General features: G+C 39.4%; 19 protein-coding genes. 16 read left to right on the forward strand and 3 right to left on the reverse strand.

What is annotated here, in order from left to right; genetic code table 11:
* Positions 1 to 24: 24 nt before the first annotated feature.
* The gene (locus tag QSE00_RS10265; RefSeq protein ID WP_286105876.1) at positions 25 to 2,205 is read right to left on the reverse strand and encodes an alpha/beta hydrolase family protein; all 2,181 of its coding nucleotides are present in this window, start codon (positions 2,203 to 2,205) and stop codon (positions 25 to 27) included.
* A gap of 214 nt (positions 2,206 to 2,419) precedes the next feature.
* On the opposite strand from QSE00_RS10265, the gene QSE00_RS10270 reads away from it, so the two are divergent.
* The 12 genes from QSE00_RS10270 to QSE00_RS10325 all read left to right on the forward strand — a co-directional run bounded on the left by QSE00_RS10270 (position 2,420) and on the right by QSE00_RS10325 (position 16,799).
* Entirely contained in the window at positions 2,420 to 3,346 is a 927-nt protein-coding gene (locus tag QSE00_RS10270) for a hypothetical protein (protein ID WP_286105877.1), read from the forward strand.
* 4 nt (positions 3,347 to 3,350) lie between these two features.
* Positions 3,351 to 5,402, forward strand: a complete 2,052-nt coding sequence (locus QSE00_RS10275) for an alginate lyase family protein (RefSeq protein ID WP_286105878.1) — start codon at positions 3,351 to 3,353, stop codon at positions 5,400 to 5,402.
* A 137-nt stretch (positions 5,403 to 5,539) separates the two neighbouring features.
* Positions 5,540 to 6,511 (forward strand): acyl-CoA thioester hydrolase/BAAT C-terminal domain-containing protein, encoded by a 972-nt coding sequence (locus QSE00_RS10280; RefSeq protein ID WP_286105879.1) that lies wholly within the window; start codon positions 5,540 to 5,542, stop codon positions 6,509 to 6,511.
* Positions 6,512 to 6,704: 193 nt separating this feature from the next.
* Positions 6,705 to 7,304, forward strand: a complete 600-nt coding sequence (locus QSE00_RS10285) for a hypothetical protein (protein WP_146216329.1) — start codon at positions 6,705 to 6,707, stop codon at positions 7,302 to 7,304.
* 389 nt (positions 7,305 to 7,693) lie between these two features.
* Entirely contained in the window at positions 7,694 to 8,122 is a 429-nt protein-coding gene (locus tag QSE00_RS10290) for a hypothetical protein (protein ID WP_286105880.1), read from the forward strand.
* A 205-nt stretch (positions 8,123 to 8,327) separates the two neighbouring features.
* Positions 8,328 to 9,347, forward strand: a complete 1,020-nt coding sequence (gene yiaK, locus QSE00_RS10295; protein WP_286105881.1) for a 3-dehydro-L-gulonate 2-dehydrogenase — start codon at positions 8,328 to 8,330, stop codon at positions 9,345 to 9,347.
* Between the two features lie 31 nt (positions 9,348 to 9,378).
* A complete protein-coding gene (locus QSE00_RS10300; protein ID WP_286105882.1) occupies positions 9,379 to 10,080 on the forward strand; it encodes a class I SAM-dependent methyltransferase in 702 nt (233 codons plus the stop codon).
* A 128-nt stretch (positions 10,081 to 10,208) separates the two neighbouring features.
* On the forward strand, positions 10,209 to 11,312 hold the full coding sequence (locus QSE00_RS10305) for a hypothetical protein (RefSeq protein WP_286105883.1): 1,104 nt from the start codon (positions 10,209 to 10,211) through the stop codon (positions 11,310 to 11,312).
* A gap of 383 nt (positions 11,313 to 11,695) precedes the next feature.
* Positions 11,696 to 14,119, forward strand: coding sequence for an ATP-binding protein (locus QSE00_RS10310; RefSeq protein ID WP_286105884.1), 2,424 nt, complete (start codon positions 11,696 to 11,698; stop codon positions 14,117 to 14,119).
* Between the two features lie 93 nt (positions 14,120 to 14,212).
* A complete protein-coding gene (locus QSE00_RS10315; protein WP_110356884.1) occupies positions 14,213 to 14,665 on the forward strand; it encodes a hypothetical protein in 453 nt (150 codons plus the stop codon).
* 1,011 nt (positions 14,666 to 15,676) lie between these two features.
* Positions 15,677 to 16,042, forward strand: coding sequence for a hypothetical protein (locus tag QSE00_RS10320; RefSeq protein WP_286105885.1), 366 nt, complete (start codon positions 15,677 to 15,679; stop codon positions 16,040 to 16,042).
* Between the two features lie 160 nt (positions 16,043 to 16,202).
* Positions 16,203 to 16,799 carry a hypothetical protein gene (locus QSE00_RS10325; RefSeq protein ID WP_286105886.1) on the forward strand — a complete coding sequence of 199 codons (597 nt, stop codon included), beginning with the start codon at positions 16,203 to 16,205 and terminating at the stop codon, positions 16,797 to 16,799.
* A 166-nt stretch (positions 16,800 to 16,965) separates the two neighbouring features.
* Here the strand turns inward: QSE00_RS10325 and QSE00_RS10330 are convergent, their stop codons facing one another.
* Complete coding sequence (locus tag QSE00_RS10330; protein ID WP_110356880.1) at positions 16,966 to 17,925, reverse strand: lipid A-modifier LpxR family protein; 960 nt, start codon at positions 17,923 to 17,925, stop codon at positions 16,966 to 16,968.
* Between the two features lie 345 nt (positions 17,926 to 18,270).
* Positions 18,271 to 19,785: a Gfo/Idh/MocA family protein gene (locus tag QSE00_RS10335; protein WP_286105887.1), complete on the reverse strand. Its 1,515-nt coding sequence runs from the start codon at positions 19,783 to 19,785 to the stop codon at positions 18,271 to 18,273.
* 158 nt (positions 19,786 to 19,943) lie between these two features.
* Between QSE00_RS10335 and QSE00_RS10340 the strand changes: the two genes are divergently transcribed.
* The 4 genes from QSE00_RS10340 to QSE00_RS10355 all read left to right on the forward strand — a co-directional run bounded on the left by QSE00_RS10340 (position 19,944) and on the right by QSE00_RS10355 (position 23,050).
* Complete coding sequence (locus tag QSE00_RS10340) at positions 19,944 to 20,294, forward strand: ribose-5-phosphate isomerase (protein ID WP_110356878.1); 351 nt, start codon at positions 19,944 to 19,946, stop codon at positions 20,292 to 20,294.
* Between the two features lie 54 nt (positions 20,295 to 20,348).
* Positions 20,349 to 21,137 (forward strand): polysaccharide deacetylase family protein, encoded by a 789-nt coding sequence (locus QSE00_RS10345; protein ID WP_286105888.1) that lies wholly within the window; start codon positions 20,349 to 20,351, stop codon positions 21,135 to 21,137.
* A 416-nt stretch (positions 21,138 to 21,553) separates the two neighbouring features.
* On the forward strand, positions 21,554 to 22,411 hold the full coding sequence (locus QSE00_RS10350) for a mechanosensitive ion channel family protein (RefSeq protein ID WP_286105889.1): 858 nt from the start codon (positions 21,554 to 21,556) through the stop codon (positions 22,409 to 22,411).
* 168 nt (positions 22,412 to 22,579) lie between these two features.
* Complete coding sequence (locus QSE00_RS10355; protein ID WP_286105890.1) at positions 22,580 to 23,050, forward strand: DUF4174 domain-containing protein; 471 nt, start codon at positions 22,580 to 22,582, stop codon at positions 23,048 to 23,050.
* Positions 23,051 to 23,329 lie beyond the last annotated feature (279 nt).

The raw sequence follows: 23,329 nt of genomic DNA on the forward strand, positions 1-23,329 counted from the left end.
TATGGTTAGTTAAATGATAACCCGTTAAAAGTCCGATATAAACGCATTTATTAAATTCATCGCTTCCCTCGCTGCATTAATCTTTGTGATAGAAAAATTATTGGCCTCGTCCATGGATTCATAACGTTTGGCAACAAATTCACAAGACTTCTTAAACTGCTCAGCTGCCAAAGTATCGCTCTCAGTAATTATCTTTAGTTTCTTTGGAGCAAAAGCTGCCGACAGATCCTGCAGGTCATAATTAGGCAAGGCACCGGCAACGGTAAATGGTATATGGGCAGGGTTATAGTTTTTGTCAGAAACAACGGATTGGAAGGAAAGCAATGGGTCCAAAAACAACATACCTTTAAAATCTACCCCTAAAACTGCAGCGTGCAACAGGCTGGAATTAAACCCCCCTTTGGATATCCCCATAATTTCTTTATCGTCTAATTTCAAATCCGTTTTACAAACTTGCAACAGTGTTTCTATCGCTTCCACATGAATGGCAACCGTACTTTTACCGTTCAAAATACCTGCAAACCATTGATTGTAAGAGGTATTTTCAAAGTAAGCATCCCCTTTTAAATACCCAGGTCCCAATTCACCATAGCCGGGTAAGTCAGGCACAATTACGGTAACACCTTTTTGAGCCATTTGTATAGGGATGGCATAGGCATCGCTGGACTCCTTGTCCTTCATATTATCCAAATAAAGTACTAAGCCGCCCATAGGATGTTTGGGTACGAAGGTTATAAACGGAATTATTTTATCCCCTTCTTCCTTAATAAGATATTTATTAAGAAAATAGGCCTCAAATTCTGTTTGACCGGAAAATATCAATTTTGCTTTCTTGGCTGTCTCTGTATAACCCGAAATTGCTTTTACTTTTTGTTTTAAATTTATTAAATGTTGGTTCAAATTCTGCCGACCCTCATTCAATAGAACCAAATTTTTCTTGGTCCGATCGCTATTCAAGTGGAACAAAAATTTGCTCCCTACCGAAGTTGAAAGTTGACCGGTTTCCGTAACATACAATTCTTCCACAGGAAAAATAACTACTTCCTCATCCTTGGAATTTCCCGGATTATCCAAATGCTTTTGAAAAAAAGCATACATGGCTTCCCTATTATTTAGGGTAGATTGATGCCCAGCATTGTCCTCTACCATCAACAAATTTCCTTCTTTGCCCAATGTTTTGTAGGCCCTTTTTGTTTCCTCATAGGTATCCCGAGCCCCTTGAATACTAAAAATGTCTCGGGTTGTAGTGATCATAAGTGTTGGTTTGGGAGCCCTCACCTGCAAAAGATCAGCATGGTCCAAACCAAGTTGGATACCCTTGGGGAAATTCTGTTCCGCATCCTGTGGCCCTCCAGATTTCAATTGATATTCCATGGTGGTGATATAACATTCCGGTGCCGAAGCTTTAATGCGCCCATCAAAGGCCGCAATGTGGGATGACTGGGTTCCACCTCCAGACCTACCGGTAATACCAATACGTTCGGGATCCACTTCCTTGCGGGTAAGCAAGTAATCTACTGCCCTTATACCGTCCCATATCATGTACTTGGCCGTGGAGGATCCATTTATAAAAAGCTGTGCCCCGGGATAGGAATGCTCACGTGTTGGACTAAAGCGTGACTTGCCCAGGTGTTGATCAAAATACTGTAATCTTTCCCCTTGTCCGTAAGGATCAAAAGCAAAGACGGCAAAGCCCTTTTTAACAAGGTTGAGGATTACATGCTGATAGATATCACTTCTAAATGCCAAATCGCTATGCCCACTGCAATAAATAATAGTTGGCAGATTCTTCCTTTTCCCATGGGGAATAAAAAAGGCGGCAGTGACCTTGACCCCCGGTATGGATTCGAAATACAATTTTTCTACGCTATACCCATCCTTTTTAATCCTTTTGGTAATTATAGGGTTCAAGGGTGTCCTTTCCGGAAAATCCCCTATGGACTCCTGTAGTTTCCCTTTCACCCAGCCTTGTCTCCCCTCCCAATCTGTCTTGGTATGGAGCTTGGATATGGATTCTTTTCGCTTGGCAAGACTTTGAAACGATATTTCAGCTTGTTGTTTGTAAAGTTGATTTTCTGCATCGGAATAATACTTCCAAAAATCCAAGACCGAATAATTGGTTTGGGACCAAGCATTACTGGGGTTTAATAAAAATAATAGAATTATTCCAAGGGTAAGGGCTTTAGGTTTAAACATTTTGAACATAATGGGATTTTTGGATAATATTTGAGAAAAATCAGTTCCAAGATAGATATTTAATCGTTTAAACTATAAAAATTAGCCATATTTACAAATCAAAACAGTGGGTTTAGGCCTCTTCTATTGAAATTAAAAATACATACCTTGTTTTTATTTTTATTTAAGGTGAGGGTAAACCATAAAAAACTAAAAAATTGATAATAACTAAATTCATTTTGTTTTGGACACACCAAGTCAATTCTTAAAAACATTTTTAATAGCCTACCTCTTACTTAATTCAATCTTGGGTTGGGGGCAGCAGGTAGCCAATGTACCCCAAGCTTTTGATGCAATAAGTTTGGAACCGGAAGTGATCCTTATCAACAACCGAATTAAAGTGCCTCACCGCAATGGTCATTTTCAGGGGGTGCAACACATAATTAAAAACGGAGCTGAAAAACTGCTTGTTTCTGGGAGTTCCCGATCCAAGGCCTATGTTTTGCAAATAGATCTTAACTCACGTACATCAGAATCCCTAATTCCTTTAATGAAAGATCCTTTCCGGCATGCTGGGGGAATCCAGGTAAGCGAACCGTATTTAATTGTCGGCATAGAGGATAATATTATAAAGACCACTTCACGAGTATGCCTTTATAATTACCAAAACAATGAATTGACCAACGCCCTGCCCAGTGTTACCATAGGCCGGGAAGGCGAACCCAAACGGCAAACCGCCGGTGCATCGGGATTATTGGCCATTGAGGATGGATTCTTATCGATAGTGGCCAATTGGGACTCCCGCAACTGGGACTTCTACCATATAAAACCTAAAAGTGGGAAACAGCAATTACTGTATAGTTTTACTGCGCCCACAGAATGGGGAAGCTATCAGGCCATTAACCTTCTCAAGGATCATACATCCATCTACGCCTTGGGTTTTTATAAAAAAGGTTCCCTAGCAACGGCCGATCTGATCCTTGTAAGCAAACTTGGACCTTTTGAACCCATTATGGAAAAAGTGGATACCAAATCCTTTAATTGTAAGAATGGGGCCGATTTTAATGCGGCGGTAGGTTTGCAGGTAAACAGTAAGGGGAAATTGGTTATCTGGAGTACCCAAGCAGATCCTGCCAAGAAAATTACCATAAACAAATTTAGTCAACCCTAATCGCATGTTAAAAGTCATCAATCCATTCTCACTAATACTCTTATTTATTTGTATTGCACAACAGCTTACCGCCCAACAAAATTGGAAAAGTATAAGCACTGCAGAAGATCTTATCACCGCCTATCCCGAGACGATCGAAAATATGCTGAATCAATTCAATTTAGAGTATACGGGGCTCGAAAAGGTAAAACTTGCTTATAGCACTGGTAATAACCTGGAAGCGTGCAAAGAATTATTGGCCTATTATAAAAAGGGTACCATGGCCTCCGATCTGCGCAAGGAAATCCCAACAACAACTACACAGCAGGTAGCCGCAGCCGATACCATTCTGACCAATGTTTTTGTAATACAGAATGTACGGGGAAAAGTCCCCTATCTGGAAGATGGACATCGCGATTGGTACTACAAAGGCCCCAATAATGACAAGGAATGGGCTTGGCTTTCCAATAGGCATAGTCAATTGAACAGGGTGCTTCACACTTATTTGGAAACCGGCAACCCCAAATACGCCCAATATATAGACCTGTTTTTAAAAGATTTTATCATCATGGGCATGCCCTACCCGGGAATAAAAAGTAACACTTCCATATGGCGGGGATTGGAGGTTGCGGCCCGAGCCAAAGTGTGGACCAAAATATTTTTTGGATTAATAAACAGTGAATATATTTCCCCTGCCACACAATTACTGTTGCTCAGTAGCTTACCAGACCATGCCCATTACAACAGAAATTTCCACAGTAGTAATAATTGGCTCACCATGGAAATTTCCTCATTGGCAACTGTAGCCGCCTATTTTCCGGAATACAGAAAATCAGAAGAATGGCTGGACTATGCCATTGAAACTATGGTGAAAAGCATGAAAGATCAGGTGTATGCCGATGGGGTACAGACTGAACTAAGTTCGCATTACCACAACGTATCCTTAAACAGTTTTGAACTTTTCAAGGAAATCTGCGAAAAGGCAGATAGGAAGTTGCCCGATTTCTACGAACGTACTATTGAGGCAATGTACGGATATATTGCCCATATGGTAAGACCCAGTGGCTATAGAATAATGAACAATGACGGTGATAGGGGAAGTGATAAAAACCTTATATTAAAGGTAGCTCAAAAATTTGGCCATAAAGATTGGGAATACATCGTTACCAATGGAGAAACAGGTAGACAACCAGAGGACGGTCCCTCCTATTTTTATCCCTGGGCAGGGCATTTTGTTTCCAGAAGTGGCTTCGACCAAGATGCCCATTGGTCTTTCTTTGATATGGGACCTTGGGGCAGTGGCCATCAACACAATGACAAACTCCATCTTTCCATTTCGGCCTATGGCAGAGATTTTCTGGTAGACTCGGGAAGATTTGCCTATACCGGGGAGGTAGCGGAGAAATTCCGTTCCTATGCCAAGGGCAGTGCCGGGCATAACTTGATTTTAATAGATGGTAAAGGACAAACCAACGGGCCTAAAATTGCCCAAGAACCCTTGGCGGACAGTCACTTTAAAATAACGGAGGATTTTGATTACGCTTCAAATTCCTTTGATCAATTTCAAGATATGGCAGGAAAGGCAAAACATACCAGGGCATTGTTCTATGTTCGTAACGAATTCTGGGTAGTGGTGGATCGGGTTGAAACAGACAGGCCCCGTACCATTGAAGCCCTTTGGCATTGGCATCCTGATAATAAGGTGGAAAAAGAAAAATTGATAGTGAAAACTGCCAACGATAGGGGCAATCTCGCAATTATCCCTGTAGGCAGGCAAAAAATTAATCCAAGTTTTATCAAAGGGCAGGAAACCCCAGAAATACAAGGTTGGTATAGTCCCGAATACAATATCTATAGTCCCAATACCACCAGTTCGTATTCTACCAATATTAGTTCCGATGCCACTTTCGTATGGTTGATTTTGCCTTCAGAAAAAGCTATGCCAAAAATTAAGGCGAAAATTAAAGCGGAAAATACAGAGGGGATTACCCTTAGTGTATCTGCAAAGGATATCAAATGGCTGCTATACATTCCTTTTTATGAAAGTAAAGATGCAGCAATGGTAAAATCCCACTAGAATAATCCAGTCTTCGTAAATTCACATAATCGCCAATTGAAATACCGGACATTTCGGACAAAGTACAGATGGGTTTTAAAGATTTCCTATATTGGGCAGATATAATCCAACATTATTGTAAGCAACATACTCAACAAATGGGCAAACGCAGAAAGTATATTATAGGGATCGGAATTACCATATTCTTAGTCGTAGGATATTTTATAGCGGACAGTATACTATTCAGTGGTGTAAAGGCGAGAGCTATAAATGAAAATGGTTTTCAGGCAAATTATTTTGCAAAAACCGATACCAATAAAAAAGTATCAATAGTTTTGATAGGTGGAGGACCATGGGGAGATTATTGGGGTCAACTATTTGCCAATAAGGGATATAGTGGCCTATCATTACCCTATATTCAAAGAGAGGGTTTACCCCAGTTACCTGAAGAAATCAATTTGGAATACTTTGAAAAAGCTTTGGCATGGTTAAAAGTACAACCAGAAGTTGATCCAACTAAAATAATTGTGATGGGAGCATCTAGAAATGCGGAATTGGCATTAGTACTTGCTTCCATATTTCCCGAATCCATTAGCGGAGTTGTTGCCTACGCACCAAGCGCTGTCACCTGGTCAAATACAGTTTTACCATACAATTCCAACGAATTGAAATCGAGTTGGAAATATAAGGGGGTTGATATTCCATACGTCCCTATGGATAAAATCACAGGCAACCAATTGAATCGTATTAACATGCTGGAATATTGGAAAAAGGGGTTGCAAAAAACAGATTTCATAGAACAAGCGGCAATCAAAGTAGAAAAGACCAATGGACCTGTTCTACTTTTTTCTGGACGTGATGATCAGGTTTGGCCATCATCCATAATGGCAGATATGATAGAAAAAAGATTGCAGGCCCATAGTTTTAAATACTCTTTTCAGAATATAAAATATGAAAACGCCGGACACTTAATTTCTAGTAATCCCGATGACAATACCAGTTATAGCACTGGAACAATTAATATTGGTGGAAAAAATTATGAATATGAATTTGGCGGAAATGATGATGGGGATTTTAAAGCTAAACGAGACGCCAAAATAAAATTGATGGAATTTTTGGAAAAGATTTAAATGTTGCCAATAAAACCTATGAAGCAATGCAGGCCTGGGTTTCTATTCCTAATTTTGTCCAAATTTCCGAGATCTCAAAATCGGAAAGGTTTTGTTTTCTGATTTGCGGAAAGCAAAGGATAGTTTGCTCTCCTACTTCTAATAACACAACAATTGTGCTCTATGTAGGGAAAACGTTATAATGATTTATAAAATGGAGATATTTGATGGAACTTGGTTAAAGATTAAAAAAGGGTCAGATTATTGTCCGCCTGAATTTATTGAATTTGAGAACAATCAAATTATTCACTTTAGGTTAGAGAAAAAAAGCGTAGGCGGATTATCGAAAAAAGTACATGAAAGGATTGAAAATTTTTCAGAAACCAAATATGTGTTTATTAATGAAAATCGGATAAGAATATTCAGAATGGGAAAAACCCATACAGTTATTAGCGAAACAGAATCGCTTATAGAAGATACCGAATTTGCTACGGATTACGAAAGAATAAGACCTACAAAAACAGAATTGACCGCAAAGAAAATTCAGGCACTCGAATTCGAAGCTGAATGGAATGATGAAAAAATCCCCTTCGTGTTTAATAAGATTTTGGATAATCCGACAATAAATAAAATTAACAAAAGACTTAATATAGAGGGACGGAAATTAGTGTTGGAAAAACTTCAGGGAACATATTTTGCTTCGATGTATGAAAATGGAGAAAGAAGTACACTTATCGGAATTAAGGAAATTGACGAGGAAAAAGCAATTCTTTTTGGTTTTCCTGAAACACCATATCAAATAACAGCAAAATGATTAAAAATACACTAGGCACAACAAGGCGTAAATTATATCCGAATTACCAACGTCAAATACCAGACTGAAAGTTCATGTATAGAAACCCTTAACCCACGGTTATACGAGATTGTTGTTGAACCTTTTTTGAAGGGAATTACTAATAGACAAAACAAAAACAAAGAACTTGTAATCTATTCCAGGATCCAGTATGACCCTAAAAATAACAGGATTTACAAAGTATTGGATACCTTATCATTTCTGATAACCGCTTCTTAAACTAAAATTAGCTACTTAAAACCTGTAACGCATGGTTCTAGGAGACTGTTGTACTTAATTGCCAAAATAGATTGTATTAAATCTGAATTGGATTTGAAAATATTGTATTAAGTCACATCTTTGCGCCTCTTATGAAGAAAACCACCCTATTTATTTTAGCATTATCCGGAATATTCGCCAGCGCACAGGAACTGGATTGTACAGACTTTACAAATGGTACCTTTTTGGTCCACACAAGCGGGGCAGCCCCAGTAACATGGAGATTGGTCAGGGAAGGGAATTACCAAACGGAAAATAAGGTAGAAATTCCGGGAAACGAACAGGGTTCGACTGCTCCTAAAATTGAACATTCCAAAATTGAATGGATAAATGACTGTACTTTTCGCCTAACCTATGACGAATCCAAATCAGTACTTACAGTGGCCCAAAAATATATTAATCAAATTAATGGTATTTTGATGGAAGTAATAAACATAGAGGGGAATTGTTTTACCTATAAATCTACCATGACCGTTAATGGTAAAAATGTAGTAAGGGAAGGAAAAATGTACAAACAATAATATACGGTTCAAAATACCATTAAATATAAACCAAGATCTTGGAATATAAAGGATATTGGATTTTCAAAGGATACTCTTCATATCATTATCCCACAAATTAATTGCAAAAAAATAGTTTTCGTACATTTAATCGGGAAGGGTCACATGATGAATATAATTCAGCTCAGAAATCAACCACCCTAAACAATTCAATAATCAATTTTAAATGAACAAAACCATGCAGATTTCGTCCCAACAAATGCAGGATGTACTTTACAAACTGTTCCTAAAATATAGATTCCCCCAGGAAAAGGCTCATTTACTGGCCCAAACCTATACCGAGAGTACGCTGGCAGGGGTAAATTCACACGGAATTAATCGCGTTCCCCTTTTTCTGGAATATGTGGAAAACAGTTCCGTTAAGATTGATGCCGAGGCTGAAAAAGTGGAATCTTTTGGAAGTATCGAACGGTGGGACGGGAATTATGGCCCGGGTATCATTAATGCTACCAAGTGTACCCACCGGGCTGTGGAACTGGCAAAAACACACGGCATGGGTCTTGTAGCCTTACGCAACACCAATCACTGGATGCGCGGCGGCACCTATGGAAAACTGGCTGCGGACGCCGGTTGCATTTCCATCCTATTTACCAATACACAGCCCAATATGCCGCCTTGGGGCGGTAAGGACAGCCGAATTGGCAATAACCCGTTCATTGTATCCATTCCACGCAAGGGGGGAAATGTAATACTGGATATGGCCATTTCCCAGTTCGCTTTCGGAAAGATCAACGACTATAAACTAAGGGGTAAAAAACTTCCCTTCCCAGGGGGATGGGATGCCAATGACGAGCTTTCCAACGATCCAGAGAAAATTACGATAAAGGAACGCGGCCTGCCCATTGGCTATTGGAAAGGTTCGGCCCTATCCATAATTTTGGATATGTTGGCCACCTTATTGTCCGCCGGGAATTCTACCTATAAAGTAGGGCAAAAGAACTTTGAAACAGGAATATCCCAGGTATACCTCTGCATATACCAAGAGGTTTTTAAAGACAAGGCACTTCAGGAAAAACTATTAAATGAAATTATTGACTATACCCATGATGTAGAACCCATGCAGGCCGGAGATAAAATTTATTATCCAGGGGAAAGGAGTGCCCTTACCAGAGAAGAAAATCTAAAGAACGGGATGCCTGTTAGCGATAGTGTTTGGGAAAAGATTATGGCCCTGGCCGAATCATAAAAAAGTAGCACTTATATATACTTAACAAGTAATGAAAAAATCAACCATAACGGAGATCAGGGAACGTTTCGACAAGGATGTGGAGCGTTTCTCCAATTTGGACACCGGGCAACTTACCACCATCGACGCAAAAATTTCCTTGGAGCTGATAACCGAAGCAGCCAAGAGAATTGCCCCCAATGCCGAGCAATTATTGGACATTGGGTGTGGGGCAGGAAACTATTCGCTAAAAATGCTCTCCAAGCTTCCCAATCTGGAATGTACCTTGGTAGATCTTAGTGGGGCAATGTTGGACAAGGCCTTGGAAAGGGTATCTGAACAGACCAATAAAAAGGTGCATTTAGTAAAGGGAGATGTCAGGGAGGTTTCCTTAAAGCAAAACCATTTCGATATCATTTTGGCAGGGGCCGTGCTTCACCATTTAAGGGACGACCAAGATTGGGAAACAACCTTTAGGAAGATATATGACCTGCTAAAACCGGGAGGTTGCTTAATGATTTCGGACCTGGTTACGCAAGACAGCGAAATACTAAATGAATATATCTGGGAAAGATATGGGGACTATTTGGAGGAATTGGGCGGAAAGGACTATAGAAAAAAGGTGTTGGATTATGTGGACAAAGAGGATTCCCCCAGATCTATGACGTACCAGATGGAGCTTATGAAAAAGCTAGGCTTTAGCAAGTTGGAAATACTGCACAAGAATATGTGCTTTGGAGCCTTTGGGGTATAAAATAAGAATTCTACCAATTATTATTGAACAAGACACAGCAATTCCGGGTAGATCCGTATGCTTATTAATGACAATGAAGCTATAATATTATGAAGGAAGTTGTAAATTAATTCTCTAAATTCAAGGATATGGCCACTAACCTCAAACTCCGATGTATAACACTATTCCTTATTTCCACGCTCGGATTGGTATCCTGTGGGCCATCTTTCACTAAAACCATAGAGATCAGGGGTGTTTATGGGAATCCAAAACCCCTATGGGACAAAGGGTATAAATTGGACGACCTTGGGGTTAATGCCATATTTGTCCACAGCGGGTCCGTTAACGAGGACATGATCATCCGCGCTAGGGCCGAAGGGGCCAAGGTATATGCCGAATTTGCCACTTTAAACGGCAAAGGTTATGTGGATACCCATCCAGAGGCCTGGGCCCTAAATGAAAAGGGAGAAAGAGTAGAGGCCGCTACTTGGTTCATGGGTGCCTGCCCTACCGAACCCGGATTTAGAAAATACCGTTTCGATCAGCTGCGCGACTTACTTTTAGAGTATGATCTGGATGGGGTGTGGATGGACTATGTCCACTGGCACGCCCAATTTGAAGACCCGGAACCCGTTTTGCCTGAAACATGTTTTTGCAGACATTGTCTTAGCAGTTTTTCAAAGGATAGCAATGTGCATTTGCCGGATATTTCCACTCCCGAAATAGCGAAATATATTCTTGACAACCATGATTCGGAATGGCGAAAATGGCGTTGCCAAATTATATATGACTGGACTGCAAACATTAAGGACATTATGGCCGAAATTAAACCCAATGCCCTTCTGGGACTTTATCATTGTCCTTGGAAGGACGAAGAGTTCAATGGCGCTAGGCAACGTATCCTTGGTTTGGATTACGATCTATTGAAGAACACCATTGATGTTTTTTCACCAATGGTCTACCACCAAAGAATGGGAAGAAAACCCAATTGGGTACGCGAAAATATTGAATGGTTTAGCAAAAAAATAGATTCGAGGGAGGATGGTTTCCCCAAAATATGGCCCATAGTCCAAGCCTACAATGAACCTGGCATAGTTACCAATAAAGCCTTTGAAACGGCACTACGTGGTGGACTATCTGGGAAATCGACCGGCGTTATGATGTTTACCACCCATGCCATAGCAGAGGATGAAGGTAAAACAGAAGTGATGAAAAAAGTGTACAACGAATATCGGGAAATTCCTTTAAAATAAATTGTCCAGCCCCACCGATACCGAAAGCAACTCATAGAGAAAGCTACTTAAACAGCAGTAAAATACTTATATTTAATTGGTAAACTTTTAAAATATAGCCTCCAATCCATGGCATTCAAGGCTCCCACAGGAATAACTTTCAAACTTTTATGACGAACAATCAGGAATGGAGGATATATTTATTATTAACAAATAATTAACATTTTTTCATAAGGTTGTTAAAATTTCCTACATTTGAGGAAATTATTGAGTCAAATCCAACCTTTTTACGCGTCTGTTCGTAAGCATATAAGCCAAAGAATCAAACTTATCCATTAAAGTCGTTGTAATATTGAAATAGTTCGTGTGGGTTCCATATGTTCTTGCAAAGAAATAGCCTATTTATGAATACCAACAAAAAACTAATCAACGAAGACGATTATAAGGAGGAACAAATCCTTAAAATGTTCGATGGTATTACCATTGGCTATGCGTTATGTGAAATGGTTTATGACCAAGACCTTACACCTATTGATTACCGATTTTTAAGGATCAACAAAGGTTTCCAAGAACAAACCGGACTAGAAATAACAACTACTATAGGGCGGACCATTAAAGAAATTTTTCCTGATATTGAATTGATATGGATAGAAAGGTTTGCGCTCTTGGCGTCAAATCAAGTACCCATACATTTTACAGAATACAACCACAACACCAATAAATTTTATGATATATATGGATTCTCGCAGGTAAAAGGTAAATTCTCCATTTTAATTAGTGATATAACCGAGCAAAAGAAGACCGAAATTGAATTTTTGGACAGTCAAAGCCTCTTGTCCGTTATCTTTAACAATACCCGAGATCTTCAATTGTTGGTAGAGTATCAAGGTAATCATAGTTTTAAAGTAGTTGCTGTAAATAACTCCTATCTGGACAAAGGCAAACAATTCGGGATACATGTCACTAAAGAAGACCTGATCGGGAAAACGCTGGAAGCGGTTTGCAAGGATTACATTTATCTTGAACCCGACGTGGTTAAAAACACCATAAATAATTATAAAAAGGTAATAGATTCCAATCAACAAATAAAATTTGTTGAGTCAGTCTCCATCGAAAATTTCCCCTACCATGCAGAAGTAACCTTGACCCCCATAATCAATTCTGAGAATGGAAAAAAATATGTTTTCTATAATTCACATGACACTACCAAAGAAACGGAATCTATCCGCTTGCTAAAAGATAGTGAAGAGCGGTTTGCTTTGGCCGTGAAGGCATCGAATGCCGGTATATGGGATTGGAAGGTGCTCGAAAGCGATAAGTTATGGGTTTCCGATAGGTTGTACGAGATATTGGGCTATCAGCCCGGGGAAGTGGAAGCCCGATTCTCCAATTGGAAAGATTGGATACACCCCAATGATTCCAAACGTGTTATGAAGGTTCTAAAAAATCATTTAGAAAACAACGTTTCTTATCAGTTGGAATTTCGAATAAGAAAAAAGACTGGTGACTATGCGTGGATTTTTACCAGAGGGGCATCCGTTTTAAATAAACACGGAAAACCAATCCGTATTGCAGGTTCGGTTTCCGATAGAACAGAAAGAAAAAAGGTTCAAATATCGTTAAAGCTGAAGTCTAGAGAAATTGAAGCTAAGAATCAAAAGCTTTATCAAGCCAATCAGGAACTACTTAAAACAAAGGAAAGGGCGGAGGAAAGTGACCGTTTAAAGTCTGCATTCCTCGCCAATATGAGCCACGAAATAAGAACACCTATGAATGGTATTCTTGGTTTTTCCAGATTGTTAAAAGATCCAGGCCTTTCGGGGGATGAACAAAACAATTACATTAAAATTATAGAAAGGGCAGGTGATCGTATGCTCAATATAATTAATGACATTATTAGTATTTCCAAAATAGAATCCGGTGAAAGGAATATTTCTTATACCGATACCGACATTTACAATCAGGTGGATTTTGTTTGTAACCTACTAAAACCTGAAGCAGAAAACAAAAACATAGGTCTTTATATAGATAAACAATTCTCCAAAAAAAATATAGTCATTAGAACCGATGGAGAAAAACTATTTGCCATTCTTACGAATCTGGTCAAAAATGCTATAAAATATACGCAGCAGGGAGAAATTATAATAGGGTATTCTCAAAAGGAGGAATTTTTGGAGTTCTTTGTAAAGGACACGGGAATTGGAATTGCGGAAGATCGGCAGGATGTGATTTTTGAACGCTTTATACAAGCAGATGTTCAGAACGTTATGGCCAAGCAGGGAGCTGGATTGGGTCTGTCCATTTCAAAGGCTTTTTTAGACATGCTTGGAGGAAAAATATGGCTGGAAAGCAAAGAGGGAATTGGTAGCACATTTTATTTTGCCATTCCCTATCAACCTGGTACTGAAGAGTTGGAGGTAAAGGAAAAAACCATTGCACCAGTTGATGAAGAATTTGAAATAAATAAAATTAAAACTTTGATAGCCGAGGATGACAAAATATCCGCAATGCTGATTTCCAAGGAAATGGATAAGTACAGTAAAAAAGTTATTAAAGCACAGAACGGACTGGAAGCTGTGGAAATGTTTCAAGAAAACCCGGATACCGACTTAATTTTGATGGACATCCAAATGCCCGTATTGAATGGATATATTGCTACCCAGGAAATTAGGAAAATCAATAAGGATGTTATCATTATCGCCCAGAGTGCATTTGCACTTTCCGGGGATAAGGATAAAGCTTTGGTTGCTGGTTGTAATGATTATTTAACAAAACCGATCAACAGGATCGAACTGCTTACATTGCTCCAAAAATATTTTAAAAAATGATATTGAAATATAGTGGGTTTTTACTGTAAAATTGAAAACTAGAAGTAAAGAAACATTGTAATCTTTCCAAAAAATGGCCAAAAATAAAGAAGAATGAAAGTGAATGCCATAGTTTGCCAAGGTCATGGAGTTGCCTCTGGGAAGGCCAAAGACCCCCGCTATCCTGAGGGAACCTTAAAAGCCCAATACAAATATTTCTTACAAAAAAGCCTGAACCTAAATCAATACTTTCCAGGGACTATCAATTTAGACATTGCTCCGTATACCTTTAAAATAAAAAAACCAAAATATTTTCTTGAGAATGTAAACTGGTCCGACTATATCCCTCCTGAGAATTTTTACTTTTTTGATGCATCCCTTCAATTTAATGAAACTACCTATAAGGGGTTGATTTATATGCCAGATCCTACCACCAAAGCAGAACATTTTCAAAACCCGACTATACTGGAGCTTCTGCTTCCTAAGATTGAGGGATTAAAATATGGGGACCTTGTTATGGTCGAGGTCTTTGATGCTCAAATGGAATTGATTGATGGTCTATCCTAAATGAATTGGACCAATCCCTACTACTTACGCGTGGATATCGCTAATGCCGCAGTAATCTCCCGCCAGGACCAATGGATTTTCCCTTTATTTTAAGAACTATTGTTTTATCATATTGAAAAAACATCTACATTTTAATACGTTCCCTAGCATAAACATTAGGTGATTTTCCAAGATAATAAGGTTCCGGAATAGGGCGTCAAAGGAGTGATGCTCTCGCCAGGGAAGGTAAAAATTTATTACAACCCTAGGATACGGCTCAGTGGTATTATGAGTGAACTGAAATAAAATTGTTTTGGAAGGAACAATAATAAAAGCTTACCAGTTCTCAATAAAAAAAGCTATCCCTATTTAAATTGAACAAACGATAGAACAGCTCCACAAAATCGCACGGCTATGAACCTTCCATTTCGTCTCCACCTGTCTGCCGGAAGGTGTGCCCAAACCAACAAAGTTGGTCACTTAGACAGAGCCCTTTTTCGGGACGATTGGAAATCACACATACTTGGCCGTTGCAACCTGGGCGATTTACCTCATGGTATTCCAATTTTTGGGGTATTCCAAAACCCATGGTTTTTCTCTAACGTTCGAACAGACTGCCTTGGCAACTTTCAACCTCCATCCATCCCCTGTACAATGCAATTGCAACCCAGGTATTCCTCCATTTTACTTCTAAAAATACTATATTAGTAAATCAGATTTAAAGGATCCAATAATGTACAATTATGCCGTTGGACCCATCTTTTTTAGGTGGTTTATAAATGGGAATATAGCATTGAACGTATATGTACTTATTTCTGCATTCAATAAAAATAGATGAAAAATTCAATAACGGATAAAACAATTGCGGCCATATTTTTAGGTCTAACAATTGCTTTCATTGTATTCTCGATGACCAATAAACCATTCTTTAATTGGGTTTTTGAACGACATCATAACCAGTGGAGTTGGTATTTAAGGCCATTGTTTTTGCTGCCATTTTGCTATTTCGCTTTCAAAAAAAGTTTCTCGGGAATGTTAATTTCTATATTCGCCTTATTTACCAGTATGTTTTGGTTTCCCAAACCTGAAGTGGTAAATGAAAATGTGGTACAATTTTTAGCATATGAAAAGGACTATCTCTACGGTGAATGGAACTTAAATAAGACCTTGTTGGCCCTATCAATTCCGTTTTCATTTATAGCATTGGGCTTGGCCTTTTGGAAACGGAGCTTAATTATGGGAATTGGAGTGGTGGTACTAATGGCTACAGGGAAAATGGTTTGGAGTGTTCAAAATGCAGGTGAGCCAGGGAAATCTATAATGATACCGGCCATATCTGGGTTATTTATATGCTGTGGACTCATTTATTACGGATTTAAAAGATTCGGAAAAAAGTAACTAAGGATAAGGGCTATATTTTATATTTGCCTTTTAACTAACTTCGAACTTATAAATTGTCAACAGCTGGATTTACCATAGCTGGAAATCCAACAATATCCTAGGTCGCTACAAATCATAGCGGAGAACACTGTAGCACATTAGGTAAAACCAACTACGAATGAACAGAACCGTAATTCTATCATTACTATTAATAATCGGATTCATTTCCTGTAAAACTTCTGAAAGGGAGATCAACAGACTTGAAATTGCTAAAAACTATTATAAAGCACTGAATAGTTCTGATAATTTGAAAATGGCACTTTTGTTAACCGATAGCCTTGTTACTAAAGAAACCGAATATAACTATGTACAGACATTTTCTGTTGAAGAATTCATGGAATGGTTGAAATGGGATGCTGTGTTTAGCCCAACATACGAAATCCTCCAAATGGAGCAGAAAGATACAATTGTGAAAGCAAAGATTTCAAAAATCGACAAAAGGATTTCATTTCTTCACCAAGTACCAATTGTCACCAATCAAGTTATCCGATTTGACAATGATAAAATTATCAGTATTGAAACAACAGAATACATTGTATTTAATGATTCAACATTTGTTAAAAACAGAGATAATATTGTAAGCTGGATTGACGAAAATCATCCTGAATTGAACGGATTCCTTCACGACCAAACAGAGACAGGAGGGTTGAAGTACTTAAAAGCAATTGAACTGTATAAAAACAAAAATAATGTGCAACAAAACCATAACTACTGAAAAACACCAATCTAGCCAGATATTTGCCCTGCTGGTACCATTGCGGTAAAAGGATCAAAAAATGAAAAGCTGCATTATGAAAACTTGGGTATTAGACTTTTTTGTCGTGACTTTAATCTCTGGCCCGTGGCTCAGGAGTATGGGCCACTGAACACTGGGCAACGCATCAAAACCCTCTAGTATATGAAAGAATAACATACTTATGGGGTCTGGCCTGCGCAAATTCCGGTGAATTATATCGCATACCTACCCAATACTCATTTCGTCCGAAACGAAATTGAAAATCGAAGCCCGCATAGACTACGGTATTATTTGAGGCGATCAATAAAACGGAATCGTCGCCCAGAGCATTGCCTTCCAATAGCCCATTGTGACCTACCAATCGGTATCCACCACGCAAGGCAAAGAAAATTTCATTATCAGTAGATCCAATTTGGTTGTGTGCCACACTGGAAGACAAAGGGTTTCTCCTTCCAAAATAGGCCACCAACTCGGGATATACATAGATATCCCTGGTTCCAAAGGCAAGTTGGGCCTGTGCTGCAAGGTGAATACTAAATGGGTTGGGAGCCAACCGCCATTCATAGAGGTGTCTGACATACAGGTTGTAATGAACGCTATTCTCCATTTCCCCCACCCAGGTAGGGGTTTCGGTCTTCATGACCGAATGATGGTACCACCTTTGCAAACTCCCCGCACCTGAAGCCTTGCCTGCTAAGCCAAGGAGAAAATTTGCCTCTATTAAATTATTTCGTCCCACATAGGACCATCCAGACCTAAGTGCCGTAAATCCAACATAGGCTCGGTCCAATTCTTTGACGTCCTTGGTAATTAGATAGGACGGAGTTATTATTTCCTGACCAATGGAAAAAGTGAACTGTTCGTTTTGGGCATTAAAAAATCCCTTTTCCAAACGGTGCCTATAGGTTAAAAATAATCCGGCAGTATAATACCGGTCAGTGAGCAATATAAAATCATTGTCGTGCCGCAATCCAATTTGGTTACGAATGGTTCCCTTTTCCGGACCATTCATCTCCTGTTGTGCCACGGAATAAAAGGTCCCGCCAACCAAACACATTATTAATGAAAGGGAGTTAAATAAGCCTTTGGAAAAATTAGGCCCCATTTTGAGTGGTTTAATAGCTAGCTTCAATTTACTGGAGATGTATTGGTGGGGAGAAAGTACAAATTAATAATCGGAAAAGTAAGTACATTTCCATTTTCAGGAGGTAGCTTCATTAGACAGTAATCTGGACTGCTTTGCTACCAGAACCTAAAACCGTACTATAAATTGTCATGTCATTTTACTCTATACCCTTGGCCCTATACCATGAACTCCCGGCTACTCACAAAATATTTCAATTTACTGATCATTGTTCACGCTTTACCGCCAACGGCCTAAGACTTCCCACAAAAAAGGGAAGAAGCCCCTACTCCTTCCCATTGTTATAATTGTTGGGTCATAAATTTTTTAGACCGGCATGTCCGGTAACTTCCAACCTTCCCTATAGGTATGTTTTATCAATTCAGCAGCAAACTCACTGGCAGAATAGGGCTCTGTCCATTCCTTTTCAAATTTTGGACGACCATCCTTCATTACAAAATTGTCGCGGATTACGGTCTTAATGGTCTCGTCCTGTCCTATATTCGTAAATCTCATATTCTCTCCATCCCAGTTCAATATTTTATTCAAAGATTGTAACCTAACCGCAAGCACTCCCATCACGACCATTTCGTTAAAGGGACCGGCTTCCGAAAAATCGGAAGTACAGGGTTGGCGATTCCCAGGACTTTCCTTACAGGCCCTGACCCAGTCCATTTCATGGGCACCCCTGTTCCAAGCAAGTCCAATTTCCTTCTCAACCCTGCGCTCTGTCTCGGCCACTTTGGGCATTTCCCTACCCAATATTTCAGGTTCCACTCCATAACAGCCTGCATGTATAATACCTTTAGTACCATAAAAGAAAGTACCTCCACCCGACTTGTTGGGGTTTTTACCGCTTGGCCAATTAGCCGGTAGATCGGGTTTAATACCCCCGTCGTACCAGTTTACCTCTACTTCTGGCAGTTTAATCCTGCCCTTTCTGCCCCTTTCGGGAAAGGTCATTTGAACAGACTGTGCGGTTGGGGCACTGTCTTTTAAGAGTAGGGACGAACTTCCCTGAACCTTGGTAGGATAGCCTAATTTTAGAGCCTCAAATACAGGATGTAGTATATGGCAGGCCATATCTCCAAGAGCCCCGGTACCGTAATTCCACCATCCCCTCCAGTTCCATGGGTGGTACACCTGATTATAGGGTATCAACTCTGCTGGTCCCGTAAACAGATCCCAATCCAATGTGTCAGGGACCCATTGTCCTTGGGTTGGGGGATTTACCCCTTGCGGCCATATGGGCCTATCCGTAAAAGATTCCACTTTGGTTATATCCCCGATGGCCCCGCTCCAAATTAATTCGCAGGTTTGTGCCACTCCCTCTCCTGAAGCCCCTTGATTCCCCATTTGGGTGACCACATTATGTTTTTTGGCCAATTTGGTCAATAGTCTGGATTCATATACGGAGTGTGTAAGTGGCTTTTGTACATAAACATGTTTTCCCCGTACCATGGCGTCTGCCGCCACAATAGCGTGGGTATGATCGGCGGTAGCTACCAGGACAGCATCAAAATCGTTGCCCATCTCGTCATACATCACCCTAAAATCCTTGTATTTCTTAGCCTTTGGAAAGTGGTCAAAACAATTCTTTGCATATTTCCAATCCACATCACACAACCCAACAATATTTTCGCTCTGCAAATTTCTTAGGTTGCCAAACCCCATGCTTCCAACCCCAACCCCAACAATATTCAATTTATCGCTGGGCGCCTTATATCCCATTCCCGATATTACGTTGCTCGGGAGAATGCTAATTCCGGCAGCCGCCACTCCCGTTTTACTAATAAAGGTTCTTCTAGTAATCGGTGAGGGTTGGTTTGGTTCTTTTTTCATGGTAAAGATTGTTTATTTCGATTTACAATAGACTCAATTTGTAGCTTATTCTCCATAAAATTCGTAAAAAAATTGGTAATAAAGGGACAACATGGAAAATTTGACTTTAAATTAAGGTGAATTTTACTTAGTTTACGGCCAAATAGTCATAATCAACCATGTCCAAAACCCTGTACAGAGTCTATGTTGTGGAATTATCCAAACGTGTTTTTACCGAAAATGCAAAATTTAGGGCTGCCAATCCCCAGTTCAATGGTGTATTGGAATGTCTTTATGTGGGTATGACCTCCAAGACCCCTAAAGAGCGATTTGAACAGCACAAGACCGGATATAGAAACAAAAAGGGACATAAACTATCTTCCAACATTGTGCAAAAATATGGTCTGTATCTAAGACCAAGCCTTTATAATCATATAGATCCCGTATTGACCAGGGCGGAAGCTTTGGAAATAGAGGAAGGTCTGGCCTTGGAATTGAGACGCGAGCGATATGCTGTTTGGTATAATTGAGAAGGTATGGATACTGAACAAAATTTCCTAAATTTAACCGAGTCGTAATTGTTTATGATAAAAAAAATCCTAATCGCAATTGTCCTTAATCTTTTTTTGCATGGACATTCCCAAGTACTAAAAAAGGAAATTCCGGATAAACTGGTAGTACTCTCCTTTGATGATGCCCCGGCCAGTCAATATTGGGTGGTAGCCCCAATGTTAAAAGAGTTCGGTTTTGGCGCTACCTTTTTTGTATGTGAATTTCCTCCCAACTATAAGGATAGTACCCTCTACATGAATTGGCGACAGATTAAAGCCTTGGACAGGATGGATTTTGAAGTGGCCAATCACACCCACACCCATGCCAATGTAAGCAAACTCACCCAAAAGGAATTTAATACCGAGTTGGAATACATAGAAAACAAATGCGATTCCCTGGGAATTGCCAAACCACAAAACTTTGCTTATCCCGGTTACGGACTAAATGCCAAAGTACTTACATTTTTGGAAATAAAAGGTTACCATTTTGCACGGGCAGGTGGTAGAAGGGCATATGACCCTTTAGCAGATCATCCTTTTCTAATACCCAGTTGGGCAACCAATGCGGATAACAAAAATGAGATAATAACGGCTCTGGGCGAAGCCAAAAACGGAAAGATCGTGGTGCTTACACTGCACGGTGTGCCCGATGTGGAACATCCTTGGGTAGATACACCGCCTAATTTATTTAGGGAATATCTCCAATATTTATCGGATCACAAATTTAAGGTGGTTTCCCTAAGGGATTTACAGAAGTATATTGATATGGATGAAGCCAAAAAAAGTATTGTTCCTGATCTGGAAAAGCCACTAAAAAACTAACCACTCATATTTAGATATTAGCAATGGAGCCGTTTTATAAGTATTAATCCTTTCTATAATGGTAGGAAGAATAAAAGGTATTAAACCTCAAGGCGAGCCCTAGTAGGAATCGACCCTAGGGTCGAGGTAGTGAACCTAGATCCCGCCGAAAAAGGCGGGATTAGTTCAACTTGCAATTTTAAGTGCGTCTTACCGACTTCTCAAAATTGAGTTTCACTAATAAATAATACCGCGCTTCAATAATTCCTGGGCAAGATTGTGGAATTGTCCCCCCACCTCCTTCATAAGCTTAGATTTCTACTTATAGTTCAAGGGATTTCACTATATTTCAACGGAAAAACACCAACACACCTACCCTCCCCCTGCCCAAGCTGTAACTTCATGGCTAGGCATTCGGTGGCCCTAAAAAGAAAGAAATGGACGCACTTAGCAAGTTATTGGATTTTAATCTAGTCAGCATTGGGGACTATAAAATAAAAGTCTACACCCTGGTAATAATTTTATTGATTTCCCTAGTCACCAGAGTAATATTGAAGTTAATAAAAACGGCGCTATTTCGGCGTTATAAGGGATTGCATCTAGATAAAGGAAATACCTATGCCCTCTATCAGATAATTAAATATGTAATGTGGGTAATTGCATTGGGCTTAATACTGGAATCCGTAGGCATTAAGGTCACCATTTTAATTGCTGGATCGGCAGCCCTATTGGTGGGAGTGGGATTGGGCTTGCAACAAACCTTCAACGACATAATTTCTGGCATCATACTCCTTTCCGAGAAGTCGATCAGAATCAATGACATTTTGGAAATAGATGGGGATGTAGTAGAGATACTGGAAATTGGTTTGAGAACTTCCAGGGGGTTGAACAGAAACGACATTTCCATCATCATCCCAAATTCCCTGATAACTACCAATAAGGTAATTAACTGGAGCCATCAGAAAAAAAAGACCCGCTTTAAAATAGGGGTGGGCGTGGCGTACGGCAGTGATGTTGATTTGGTGATAAAAATTTTGGAGGAAAGTGTCTTGGAACATCCCGACTTTAAAGATGGAAAAACCATAGAAGGGCGGTTTGTGAATTTTGGAAACTCCTCCTTGGATTTTGAGGTGCTTTTCTTTAGTGAAAATGTATTTCGAATCGAGAAGGTAAAAAGTGATATCAGAAAGATCATCAACCGGAAATTCAGTGAGAATAAAATTGTTATTCCCTTTCCCCAAATGGATCTGCATTTTAAATCGGGCCACACAGAAATATTTCCAAAAAATGAATAGCTAGGTTCAAAAATCACGCCAGGGATTCTTCGGGAGCTTTAGGGCAATACTATCCTACCAATTGAATATTTATTTTACCCCTAGAAGCAACTAGCTGAACAACATCATAAATACAGTAATTTTATTAGGTAGGGCAATCAAAGGAATGTTGATCTAATTTAGAAAAAAATGGCTGTAGAAGTATTTAGTAACCCAATTCGGATTTGCTACGTTTTAGCGGCCATTTTAACAATGCATTATACCTATGGTCAAGATTTAAAAAGGCACCAATGGAATAATCGAGTAGTTCTAATCCTATCAGATCAAGAGGACATCAAAACCTATCAACAGCAAATTGCCCAGTTCAACGGTTTGCCCAAAGATCTACTAGATAGAAAAATCATAATTTATCAGGTTTTGCCGAAGCGGTATAGAATTATGAATAACCTAAAAAATACCAAGTCCAACAATTGGATTGCCTCCACTATACTTTTTGATAAGTTTGCAAATAAAGGAAGGGACTTCAAGATAATTTTGATAGGGTTGGACGGGAGCCCAAAACTCGAGCAGGCAAACGTCCTTACGGCAACCGAACTATTTGGAACCATAGACGCCATGCCCATGAGACGGGCAGAACTGAACCGAAAAAAGAATAGATAACCTTAGAAATGATGCGGTTATTTTTTAAGGGTAACTGGCAAAGACCCGTTAATACCATAAGAGGCATAACATTCGGTCATGTCCAAAAAACACAAAATACATATATGCAAATACCAAGGTCTAGTTTTTGTCAAATCCATTTTATAAGAGTGATTTTTTTGCCAATCCAATATATTGGCAAGGAATAAAATTTAAAAACTCCTTTCCAATTTCTTAAAATAAAAAATCATTCTATCTTTAACATGGTTTAATACTAATTTTTACGGTCAATAGATATTT

The sequence above is a fragment of the Arenibacter flavimaris genome, assembly GCF_030291335.1.
Taxonomy (GTDB): Bacteria; Bacteroidota; Bacteroidia; order Flavobacteriales; family Flavobacteriaceae; genus Arenibacter.